At 63.9% G+C, this 10,287-nt stretch carries 10 protein-coding genes; 5 read left to right on the forward strand and 5 right to left on the reverse strand.

Annotated elements, in window-relative coordinates; translation table 11 throughout:
• Positions 1 to 102 precede the first annotated feature (102 nt).
• On the forward strand, positions 103 to 1,668 hold the full coding sequence (locus tag BJQ17_RS00535) for a SulP family inorganic anion transporter (protein WP_070095362.1): 1,566 nt from the start codon (positions 103 to 105) through the stop codon (positions 1,666 to 1,668).
• A 128-nt stretch (positions 1,669 to 1,796) separates the two neighbouring features.
• Here the strand turns inward: BJQ17_RS00535 and aroE are convergent, their stop codons facing one another.
• The gene (aroE, locus tag BJQ17_RS00540) at positions 1,797 to 2,621 is read right to left on the reverse strand and encodes a shikimate dehydrogenase (protein WP_003253098.1); all 825 of its coding nucleotides are present in this window, start codon (positions 2,619 to 2,621) and stop codon (positions 1,797 to 1,799) included.
• Between the two features lie 25 nt (positions 2,622 to 2,646).
• Positions 2,647 to 3,558, reverse strand: coding sequence for an oxygen-dependent coproporphyrinogen oxidase (gene hemF, locus BJQ17_RS00545; protein WP_003253100.1), 912 nt, complete (start codon positions 3,556 to 3,558; stop codon positions 2,647 to 2,649).
• A gap of 134 nt (positions 3,559 to 3,692) precedes the next feature.
• Here hemF and BJQ17_RS00550 point away from each other — a divergent pair, with 134 nt between their 5' ends.
• Entirely contained in the window at positions 3,693 to 4,670 is a 978-nt protein-coding gene (locus BJQ17_RS00550) for an NADPH:quinone reductase (RefSeq protein ID WP_003253102.1), read from the forward strand.
• 127 nt (positions 4,671 to 4,797) lie between these two features.
• Here the strand turns inward: BJQ17_RS00550 and BJQ17_RS00555 are convergent, their stop codons facing one another.
• The 3 genes from BJQ17_RS00555 to dprA form a co-directional block, all read right to left on the reverse strand.
• Positions 4,798 to 5,115 (reverse strand): hypothetical protein, encoded by a 318-nt coding sequence (locus tag BJQ17_RS00555; RefSeq protein ID WP_014859479.1) that lies wholly within the window; start codon positions 5,113 to 5,115, stop codon positions 4,798 to 4,800.
• A 447-nt stretch (positions 5,116 to 5,562) separates the two neighbouring features.
• The gene (locus tag BJQ17_RS00560) at positions 5,563 to 6,120 is read right to left on the reverse strand and encodes an L-threonylcarbamoyladenylate synthase (RefSeq protein ID WP_003253107.1); all 558 of its coding nucleotides are present in this window, start codon (positions 6,118 to 6,120) and stop codon (positions 5,563 to 5,565) included.
• A 42-nt stretch (positions 6,121 to 6,162) separates the two neighbouring features.
• A complete protein-coding gene (gene dprA / locus BJQ17_RS00565) occupies positions 6,163 to 7,260 on the reverse strand; it encodes a DNA-processing protein DprA (protein ID WP_019750121.1) in 1,098 nt (365 codons plus the stop codon).
• Positions 7,261 to 7,466: 206 nt separating this feature from the next.
• On the opposite strand from dprA, the gene def reads away from it, so the two are divergent.
• Genes def through rsmB form a run of 3 tightly spaced genes read left to right on the forward strand, consistent with a single transcriptional unit; the run spans position 7,467 to position 10,273 of the window.
• Positions 7,467 to 7,973: a peptide deformylase gene (gene def, locus BJQ17_RS00570; protein ID WP_003253111.1), complete on the forward strand. Its 507-nt coding sequence runs from the start codon at positions 7,467 to 7,469 to the stop codon at positions 7,971 to 7,973.
• 60 nt (positions 7,974 to 8,033) lie between these two features.
• The gene (fmt, locus tag BJQ17_RS00575; RefSeq protein WP_003253113.1) at positions 8,034 to 8,966 is read left to right on the forward strand and encodes a methionyl-tRNA formyltransferase; all 933 of its coding nucleotides are present in this window, start codon (positions 8,034 to 8,036) and stop codon (positions 8,964 to 8,966) included.
• Positions 8,963 to 10,273 carry a 16S rRNA (cytosine(967)-C(5))-methyltransferase RsmB gene (rsmB, locus tag BJQ17_RS00580; RefSeq protein WP_003253115.1) on the forward strand — a complete coding sequence of 437 codons (1,311 nt, stop codon included), beginning with the start codon at positions 8,963 to 8,965 and terminating at the stop codon, positions 10,271 to 10,273. The genes fmt and rsmB overlap by 4 nt, the downstream gene beginning before the upstream one ends.
• The last annotated feature ends 14 nt before the right edge of the window (positions 10,274 to 10,287 follow it).

A 10,287-nucleotide genomic window follows, 5' to 3' on the forward strand; every position in this document is an offset into this window, starting at 1 on the left:
CGCGAACACCGGCGAAGCCGGTGCCAAGCAACGCGTTGGCTTTTTCGCGGGCATGCCCGCTCCCACAGGGCTTGGCGACCCCTTAAGGATTGTGAATAACCCATGCATCGCCTCTCTTTACTGCTGCCCTTCCTCAGCTGGCTTCCCCGCCAATCGGGCCGCAGCCTGCGCCAGGACCTGCTGGTAGGCCTGAGCGGCGCCATCCTCGCCCTGCCGCAATCCATCGCCTACGCCCTGATCGCCGGCCTGCCCGCCGAATACGGGCTTTACGCCGCCATCGTGCCGGTACTGATCGCCTGCCTGTGGGGCTCTTCCTGGCACCTGATCTGCGGCCCGACCGCTGCCATTTCCATCGTGCTCTACGCCAGCATCAGCCCGCTGGCCGTGGCCGGTAGCGCTGACTACATCACGCTGGTGTTGCTGCTGACCTTCCTTGGCGGCATTTTCCAGCTGCTGCTCGGGCTGTTGCGCTTCGGCGCGCTGGTCAACTTCGTCTCCCATTCCGTGGTGCTCGGCTTCACGCTGGGTGCCGCCATCGTCATTGCCTTGGGCCAGCTACCCAACCTGCTGGGCATGGCCCTGCCCAGCCAGGCCACCGCGCTGAAGACCGTGCAAGACCTGGCCAGCCACGCAGGCGAGGTCGACTTGCCTTCCTTGCTGCTGGGCCTGGCCACCGTAGTGATCGGCGTGGCCTTCAAGCTCTGGCGCCCACGCTGGCCGAGCCTGTTGATAAGCCTGATCCTGGTCAGCTTGCTGGCCTGGCTGTTGCCGGGCTTCTTTGGCCATGTGCCGCGGGTGGCAGCGTTCACAGGGCAACTCCCGCCTTTCAGCCCGCTGCCTTTGCTGGACGTGGAGCTCATGCTGCGTCTGCTGCCCAGCGCCGTGGCGGTAGGCATGCTGGGGTTGGTCACCAGCCTGTCGATTGCCCGCTCGCTATCGGCACGTTCAGAACAGCTGATCGACCCGGACCAGGAAATACGCGCACAGGGCCTGTCGAACATTGCCGGTGCATTTTTCTCTGGTTACCTGTCTGCCGGCTCCTTCACCCGCTCGGGCCTGAGCTACGAGGCGGGCGCCCGTTCACCGATGGCCGGGGTGTTTTCAGCGCTGTGGGTGGCGTTGTTCGCCGTGACCGGCGCCGGCCTGATCGCGCACCTGCCGATACCGGCCATGGCCGGCAGCATTCTGCTGATCTGCTGGGGGTTGGTGGACCACCGAGGGATCCGTGCATTGTTCCGGGTCAGCCGCTCGGAGTTTCTGGTGATGGCGCTGACAGCTGCAGCGACATTGCTGCTGGAGCTGCAGACAGCCATCTATGCCGGGGTGCTGGCTTCGCTGTTCTTCTATTTGAAGCGCACCTCACGACCACGGATCCAACAAAGCCGTGAAGGGGACGCGGATGTCTTGCGGGTAGGTGGGTCGATTTTCTTTGGTGCGGCGCATTACCTGCAGGTGCGCTTGCAGCGCTGCCAAGGGCCGCATGTAGTGATCGATGCCCGGCAGGTGAATTTCATCGATTACTCGGGTGTGGATATGTTGCACCGTGAGGCACGAAGGTTGCGGCGATTGGGGGGGAGTTTGACCTTGCACCGGGCCAGGCCCCAAGTGATCGAGGAGTTGCAGAAGCTGGAAGGGGTGGAGTTGTGCCCGATCCGGTTTGAGGAATGAGGTTGGGTCCTGGGGCTGCTTTGCAGCCCATCGCGACACGAGGCCGCTCCCACAGAGGATCGGCGTACGACTTACTTTGTGGGAGCGGCCTCGTGTCGCGATAGGGCCGCAAAGCGGCCCCGGCCATCTCAGCCCCGAGCGAGTTGCCGGCGCAGTTCAGCCAACACCGGCGCCGTATCCGGCCTCACGCCACGCCAGATAAAGAAGGCCTCAGCCGCCTGCTCAGCCAGCATCCCCAGTCCATCCAATACCTTGGCAGCCCCCAGCTTGGTAGCCCACTGGCAAAACGGCGTCGGCTCCTTGCCATACATCATGTCGTAGCAAACCGTACGACCCGCCTCGACCAGGCTGTCGGCAATAGGCGGCAACTCCCCGGCCAGGCTCGCCGAGGTGGCGTTGATGATTACATCCACAGGCTCCTGCAACCAGGCAAACCCGCTGGCCACCACCGGCCCCAGTTCATCGAACTCGCGCGCCAGCTGCTCGGCCTTTTCCACGGTACGGTTGGCAATCACCAGCGACTGCGGCTTGTGCGCCAGAATAGGCTCCAGCACGCCGCGCACGGCGCCACCGGCACCGAGGATGAGAATGCGCTTGCCCGCCAGCTCGACCCCGGCATTCACCGTCAGGTCGCGCACCAGGCCAGCGCCGTCGGTGTTGTCGCCCTGCAGGGTGCCATCAGCCAGCTTGCTCAGCGTGTTCACTGCGCCAGCGCGCCGGGCACGCGGGGTCAGGCTGTCGCACAGGCGGTAGGCCTCTTCCTTGAACGGCACGGTGACATTGCCGCCACTGCCTTGCTTGAAGAAGCCGCGCGCGCAGTCGCTGAACTCGTCCAGTGGCGCCAGCAGCGTGGCATATTCCAGGTCCTGACCGGTCTGCTCGGCGAACAGGCGGTGGATCAGCGGCGACTTGCTGTGGCCGATGGGGTTACCAAAAACGACGTACTGGTCCATGACGGCTCCTTGGTTATCCACAGGCTTACTGGCCGAGCCAGTCGCGGTCCTGCAGGAAATACTCGGTCAGGCGCGCTTCTTCGCTGCCGGGTGCAGCCTTCCAGTCGTAGCCCCAGCGCACCTGAGGCGGCAGCGACATGAGGATGGACTCGGTACGGCCACCGGATTGCAGGCCGAACAGGGTGCCACGGTCGTAGACCAGATTGAACTCCACGTAGCGGCCGCGGCGGTATTCCTGGAACTCGCGCTGTTGCGGGGTGTAAGGCGTGTCTTTGCGGCGCTGGACGATCGGCAGGTAGGCGTTGATGTAGGCATCGCCGATGGCGCGGATGAAGGCGAAGCACGTGTCGAAGTCCCACTCGTTCAGGTCATCGAAGAACAAGCCGCCGATACCACGTGGCTCACCACGGTGCTTGAGGTGGAAGTAGCGGTCGCACCAGGCCTTATAGCGTGGGTACACATCGGCGCCAAACGGCGCGCAGGCCTGCTCGGCCACTCGGTGCCAGTGAACGCAGTCTTCTTCGTTGCCATAGTATGGCGTCAGGTCAAAGCCGCCGCCGAACCACCATACGGCCTCTTCACCTTCCTTTTCGGCGATGAAGAAGCGAACGTTGGCGTGGGAAGTCGGCACATGCGGGTTGTGCGGGTGTATCACCAGCGACACGCCCAAGGCTTCGAAGCCACGGCCTGCCAGCTCGGGGCGGTGGGCACTGGCCGACGGCGGCAGGCCGGCACCAAACACATGGGAGAAGTTGACCCCGCCTTTTTCGATCACGTTGCCCTCACCGATAACCCGCGTGCGGCCCCCGCCACCGGCTTCGCGCACCCAGGCGTCCTCGACGAAGCGGGCACCGCCGTCTTCTGTTTCGAGGGCAGAGCAGATGCGGTCTTGCAGGTCGAGCAGGTAGGCTTTCACGGCCTCGGTGCGGCTAGTCATCGGGTCACCAGGAACGGGCAGGGAAGAATTCGCCGCGTAGCATACCACCGCCAGCGCGCGCGCCGCAGTTGACGACGACCAAGCAAAGGCGTCCGATAGAAGGCCTTTCCCGATCCCGACTACAGGAGTGCGAGATGGCCAAGCGTATCCAGTTCAGCCAGCATGGCGGCCCGGAAGTGCTGCAGTTTGTGGAATTCGAACCCACCCCGCCCGGGCCACAGCAGGTGCGTGTGCGTAACCATGCGATCGGCCTGAACTTCATCGATACCTACTTCCGAAGCGGGCTGTATGCGCCGCCGTCCCTGCCTTCTGGCCTGGGTACCGAAGCGGCAGGTGTGGTAGAGGCCGTGGGCGAAGGCGTGTCCCGATTGAAGGTAGGAGACCGTGTGGCACATGCCGGCGGCCCGCTGGGCGCCTACAGCGAGGTTCATACGCTACCGGAAGCCAACCTGGTCAAGCTGCCGGACACCATTAGCTTCGAGCAGGCGGCAGCGGTGATGCTCAAGGGTTTGACCGTTCAGTACCTGCTAAAGCAGACCTATGAAGTGAAGGCGGGCGATGTGATCCTGTTCCATGCCGCAGCCGGTGGTGTAGGGTCGCTGGCCTGCCAATGGGCCAAGGCCCTGGGCGCCAAGCTGATAGGCACCGTGAGCTCTGCCGAGAAGGCCGAACGGGCCAAGGCGCTGGGGGCATGGGCGACCATCGACTACAGCCATGAAGATGTGGCCAAGCGCGTACTGGAGCTGACCGACGGCAAGAAATGCCCGGTGGTGTATGACGGCGTGGGTGCCGACACCTGGCTGACCTCGCTGGACTGCCTGCGCCCGCGTGGGCTGATGGTGAGCTTTGGCAACGCTTCCGGTGCGGTGAGCGGGGTGAACCTGGGGATCCTGGCGCAGAAGGGCTCGCTGTATGTCACCCGGCCGACCTTGGCCACCTATGCCAACAATGCCGAGAACACCCAGGCCATGGCCGATGACCTGTTTGCGATGATTGCGAGCGGGAAGCTGGTTGTGGATATCCAGCAGCGGTATCCACTGAGCGAGGCGGCCAAGGCGCAGGCAGAGCTGTCGGCGCGGCGGACTGTAGGATCGACTGTACTAATCCCCTGAGCCACACACATTCCCTGTAGGAGCGGGTTTACCCGCGAAGAAGCCACCGCAATGGATGGCACCGGCTTTGCCGGTGTTCGCGGGCAAGCCCGCTCCCACAGGTACTGCGTCGGCCTCGATAGCAGCACTATGCCTTGGAGCCTGGGCGTGACGGCGATGGCGTCGACTCGATGCCATCGAGTATCGCCTCGATCACACCCTCTGCCATCTCAATCGCATGCAGGTTCGACCAGAACATGCCACGGCCTTCTTCACGCATGTAGTCCAAAGCTTTGTAGCCGGTTTCGTAAGCGCTGCGCAGGTACAGGGCTACGTGGACCAGAGCGTCCTCGGCAGAAATGTTTGGGTTGACGGTGAAGAGTGGATCGTGGCCGGCATCGCAGCGGCCGAAGGGGCGGGTGGAGGTGCATGGGAGAGGTGGATCGGGGACTATTTTCTTCATCATTGGAAAATGCTCCTCAAGGCCGCCAACCCTCACTACCACGTGAATGGGTGGCGACTGTACGCGAGGTGGTAGACCCGGGCATTTTCCAATCCAGGCAGGCTCGAAAGCCTCCCACGCACAGCCACCATAGACTGTCATGGAAAAAATGCATCCGGGCTACCACACCCGATCGCCAAGTTATTCGGCGACGGATAGAGCCTAGAGGCAGAGGTTCCCACTTAGAAGGTGATGGAAGGAGACGCGGGTCGTAGGATATTTCCCAATCCTCAAACCGGACAACCATTCGAGACAAAATCAGAAAAATCTGCGGTGGCTAGGCCCGGACCTGTGGGAGCGGGCATGCCCGCGAACACGGGCGAAGCCCGTGCCAGGCACCGAGTTGTATTCTTCGCGGGCGCGCCCGCTCCCACAGGGGCACGAGTCCCGAGCCAGGCCTGTGGATTGGTATCAACCCGGGCGAACGACTTCGCCGGTTGCCAGGTCGCGAATCACACTCGGGTTCTTCCGCCCGCCCAGCGCACCACCGAGCACCAGGTCCAACTGGCCATGGAAGTACTGCTCAACCCGCAAGCGGGTCTTCGCCGCCGGGCGCCCGCCAGGGTTGCACGAGGTGGAAATCAGCGGCCCCACCAGCGCGCACAGCTCACGCACCACCGGGTGATCACTGACCCGCAGCGCCACCGTGTCATGCTGCCCGGTCACCCACTCGGGCAACAGGTCCTGGTGCGGCACCAGCCAGGTGTTCGGCCCCGGCCAGGTGCTGCCCATGCGGTCGATCCAGTCTTCGGGGAAGTCCTCGAACAGGAAGTCGAACTGACGGATGTTGTCAGCGATCAGAATCAGCCCTTTATCCACAGGACGCGACTTCAGCGCCAGCAGGCGATACACCGCGTCCTCGTTCCATGGGTCGCAGCCCAGGCCCCAGACCGCTTCCGTCGGGTAGGCAATCACCGCGCCTGCCCGGATCTCACGTGCGGCTTGTTGCACACGAAAACTGCTCACCATTGCTGTTTCTCCGCCTATATACCTTGCATGTGAGCAGTGTACTTAGCCCGCGCGGGCAAACCAACGCCCGGCTTCATTGCTGACCCGGCCTTCCAGCTCCAGCTCGGTCAACTGCGCCAGCACGTCGGCCAGCGGCTGCTCGCTGCAGTGGGCCAGGCTTTCACTGGTCTGGGGGGCGGCATGCAGCAGGGCGAGCAGGGGGTGGTCGAATCTGTCCACAACCGCAGGCGGCAGGTTCTGCCAACCCTGCAAGCTTTCCAGGATCTGCTCCACAGTTTCCACCAGCAGCGCCCCATCACGAATCAGCTGGTGACAGCCCTTGGCCCCCGGGTGATGAATGGAGCCCGGAATGGCGTACACCTCACGGCCTTGCTCTGCGGCCAGGCGCGCCGTGATCAGCGAGCCGCTGGCGAGGCTCGCCTCAACCACCAGTACACCTAGCGACAGGCCACTGATGATGCGGTTGCGCCGTGGGAAGTTGCCAGGCAGCGGCCCGGCATCCAGGGGATACTCGGAAACCAGCGCGCTGCCGTTGTCGATCATCGCCTGCGCAAGGTCCCGATGGCGCTGTGGATAAAGTTTTTGCAAGCCCGTACCGAGCACGGCAATCGTGCCGCCGCCAGCCTGCAACGCGGCCCGATGAGCGGCACCGTCGACACCTACCGCCAGCCCGCTGGTAATGGTGAAACCAGCCTGCGCGAGGTAACGGGAAAATGCCCGGGCGGTGTCGAGCGCCGGGGGTGTGGCACGTCTGCTGCCCACGATCGCCAGCTGAGGACGATCGAGCAAGGCAGGTTCGCCAGCGACAAAAAGCAGCGGCGGGGCATCGTCGATTTCTGCCAGCAAGGCTGGGTAGTCTGGGCCGTCCCACATCAGCAAATGCTGGCCAGGGCGCTCTAACCAGGCCATTGCGGCGAGCGCGCCCTCGCGTACCTCGGCACTGCGCCGGGCATCGATGGTGGCTTGGGGGATGCCCAACGCTCGCCAGGCCGAACCGGGAGCGCTAAGCGCACTAGAGGCGCTGCCGAACGCATCCAGCAAGGTGCGAAAACGTCGCAATCCTGTCTCGGGCAAGCGATGCAGGCGTAATCGGGCCTCCAGTTCAGCAGGCGGGCAGAGCGACGAATGGTAACTGGGCATGGGGATCGTCCTTGATCGAAACAGGGCCATCTACGTGGCACAACCTGTGGATAACTCTGTGAGTAACACTTTGAAAAGCTGTCCATTGATTGGGGGCTATCAAGCCCATAGTCACCCTAGACGAGCTTGCCAGGTGCCGAAATCCCCGTTTCCCTTTATTATGTGTGCTCAGTTTTCAACCGAACGCACAGTGACTGCCTGACCTTATGGCCATCTTGAACATTCTCGAATTCCCGGACCCGCGCCTGCGCACCCTCGCCAAACCGGTGACGGAGTTCGACGACGCCCTGCGTCAGCTGATCGACGACATGTTTGAAACCATGTACGAAGCCCCTGGCATCGGCCTGGCCGCTACCCAGGTGAACGTGCACAAGCAGGTTGTGGTCATGGACCTCAGCGAAGACCGCAGCGAACCGCGCGTCTTCATCAACCCGTCGGTCGAAGAGCTGACCCATGACATGGGCCAGTACCAGGAGGGCTGCCTGTCGGTACCGGGCTTCTACGAGAACGTTGACCGTCCGCTGCGTGTCCGGGTCAAGGCCCAGGACCGCGACGGCAAGCCATTCGAACTGGAATGCGAAGGCCTGCTGGCGGTGTGCGTACAGCACGAATTCGATCACCTCAACGGCAAGCTGTTCGTCGACTACCTGTCGCAGCTCAAGCGCGACCGGATCAAGAAGAAGCTGGAAAAGCAGCATCGCCAGCAAGCCTGATCCCCACCTTCCTGAAGGCTTGCTCCGGCAAGCCTTTTTCTTTTTTGAAGCGAGAACTCCATGCGCATCGTCTTTGCAGGCACTCCAGAGTTTGCCGCCGAACACCTCAAGGCCCTGCTCGACAGCCCCTACGAGATCGTGGCCGTCTACACCCAGCCCGACCGCCCGGCCGGCCGTGGCCAAAAGCTGATGCCAAGTGCGGTCAAGGCACTGGCCGTGGCCCATGACATCCCGGTGTTCCAGCCGCAGACCCTGCGCAATGCCGATGCGCAGGCCGAACTGGCCGCACTGAAACCAGACCTGATGGTAGTGGTCGCCTACGGCCTGATCCTGCCGCAGGTGGTGCTGGATATCCCGCGCCTGGGTTGCATCAACAGCCACGCTTCCCTGCTGCCACGCTGGCGCGGTGCCGCGCCGATCCAGCGTGCCGTGGAAGCTGGCGACGCTGAAAGCGGCGTGACCGTGATGCGCATGGAGGCCGGCCTGGACACCGGCCCGATGCTGCTCAAGGTCGTCACCCCGATCAGCGCCGAGGACACCGGCGGCACCTTGCACGATCGCCTGGCCGAAATGGGCCCGCCCGCAGTCGTTCAGGCCATCGCCGGCCTGGCTGACGGTTCGCTGCAAGGCGAAATACAGGACGATGCGCTGGCCACCTACGCGCACAAACTGAACAAGGACGAAGCGCGTATCGACTGGACCCGCCCGGCCGTCGAGCTGGAACGCCTGATCCGCGCCTTCAACCCATGGCCGGTGTGCCACAGCATGCTGGACGGTGAAAGCGTCAAGGTGCTGGCCGCCAACCTGTCCACAGGCCAAGGCGCCCCGGGCGAGATACTTTCCGCCAGCAAGGACGGCCTCGTAGTTGCGTGCGGTGACCAAGCCCTGAGCCTGACCCGCCTGCAACTGCCTGGCGGCAAGGCATTGAGCTTCAGTGACCTGTTCAACAGCCGCCGCGAGAAGTTCGCCGCCGGCAAGGTGCTGGGCCAATGAACCCACGCCTCGCCGCCGCCCGTGCGCTTGCTGCTGTGCTCAGCGGCAAGGCTTCGCTGAACAGCTCGCTGCCGGCGCAACTGGACAAGGTAGATGAACGCGACCGCGGCCTGACCCAAGACCTGGCGTTCGGCACCGCACGCTGGCAGCCACGCCTCGACCTGCTGGCCGCACAGCTGCTGCAAAAACCCTTCAAAGCAGCCGATGCCGATGTTCAGGCCCTGCTGCTGGTTGGCCTGTACCAGCTGTTCTACACGCGCATTCCGGCCCATGCCGCCATCGGCGAGACCGTGGGCTGTGCCGACAAACTGAAGAAGCCGTGGGCCAAGGGCCTGCTCAATGCCGTACTGCGCCGTGCACAGCGCGAAGGCGAGGAGCTGCTCGCCGGCATGGAGCGCGACCCGGTGGTGCGTACCGCGCACCCGCGCTGGCTGCAAAAAGCGCTGAAAGCTTTCTGGCCAGAGCAGTGGGAAGCCATCTGCGCCGCCAACAATGCCCACCCACCGATGATTCTGCGGGTCAATCGCCGTCACCATAGCCGCGATGCCTACCTGGCACTGCTGGCCGAAGCCGGCATCGGCGCCAGCGCATGCCAGTACAGCCGGGATGGCATCGTGCTGGCCGAAGCCTGCGACGTGCGCGGCCTGCCAGGCTTCGCCGAAGGCTGGGTGAGCGTGCAGGACGAAGCTGCGCAGCTATCTGCCGACCTGCTGGAACTGGCCCCCGGTCAACGCGTGCTCGATGCTTGCTGCGCACCGGGCGGCAAAACCTGCCACCTGCTGGAGGCCGAGGCTGGCCTGGCGCACATGGTGGCCATCGATCTCGAAGCCAAGCGGCTGACCCGCGTGCGAGAAAACCTCGACCGCCTGCAGCTGGACGCCGAGCTGATCGCCTGCGATGCCCGCGACACTGCCAGCTGGTGGGACGGCAAGCCATTCCAGCGCATTCTGCTCGACGCGCCGTGCTCGGCCACCGGCGTGATTCGCCGCCACCCGGACATCAAGCTGACCCGCCAAGCCGACGACATCCCGGCTTTGGCCACGCTGCAAGGCGAGCTGCTGGATGCCCTGTGGCCGACCTTGGAAGTGGGCGGCATGCTGCTATACGCCACCTGCTCCAGCTTGCCGACCGAAAACACTGAAGTGATCAAAGCCTTCCTCGCCCGCACCCCGGGCGCCCGTGAGCTGGACCTGGCGACCGAAGCCGGCCTGCGCCAGCCCCACGGCCGTCAGCTGCTGGCCCAGGAAGGCGGCCACGACGGTTTCTACTATGCCAAGCTGATCAAGATCGCCGCCTCGCGCGGATAAGAACAAAGGATAGG

This window comes from Pseudomonas sp. NBRC 111139, from assembly GCF_001753955.1.
GTDB lineage: Bacteria > Pseudomonadota > Gammaproteobacteria > Pseudomonadales > Pseudomonadaceae > Aquipseudomonas > Aquipseudomonas alloputida.

Coding starts and splice junctions, on each gene's coding strand:
- fmt (WP_003253113.1), top strand. CDS start 8,034: ATGCGCATCGTCTTTGCAGGCACTCCAGAGTTTGCCGCCGAACACCTC.
- rsmB (WP_003253115.1), top strand. CDS start 8,963: ATGAACCCACGCCTCGCCGCCGCCCGTGCGCTTGCTGCTGTGCTCAGC.
- BJQ17_RS00535 (WP_070095362.1), top strand. CDS start 103: ATGCATCGCCTCTCTTTACTGCTGCCCTTCCTCAGCTGGCTTCCCCGC.
- dprA (WP_019750121.1), bottom strand. CDS start 7,260: ATGCCCAGTTACCATTCGTCGCTCTGCCCGCCTGCTGAACTGGAGGCC.
- def (WP_003253111.1), top strand. CDS start 7,467: ATGGCCATCTTGAACATTCTCGAATTCCCGGACCCGCGCCTGCGCACC.
- BJQ17_RS00560 (WP_003253107.1), bottom strand. CDS start 6,120: ATGGTGAGCAGTTTTCGTGTGCAACAAGCCGCACGTGAGATCCGGGCA.
- BJQ17_RS00555 (WP_014859479.1), bottom strand. CDS start 5,115: ATGATGAAGAAAATAGTCCCCGATCCACCTCTCCCATGCACCTCCACC.
- aroE (WP_003253098.1), bottom strand. CDS start 2,621: ATGGACCAGTACGTCGTTTTTGGTAACCCCATCGGCCACAGCAAGTCG.
- BJQ17_RS00550 (WP_003253102.1), top strand. CDS start 3,693: ATGGCCAAGCGTATCCAGTTCAGCCAGCATGGCGGCCCGGAAGTGCTG.
- hemF (WP_003253100.1), bottom strand. CDS start 3,558: ATGACTAGCCGCACCGAGGCCGTGAAAGCCTACCTGCTCGACCTGCAA.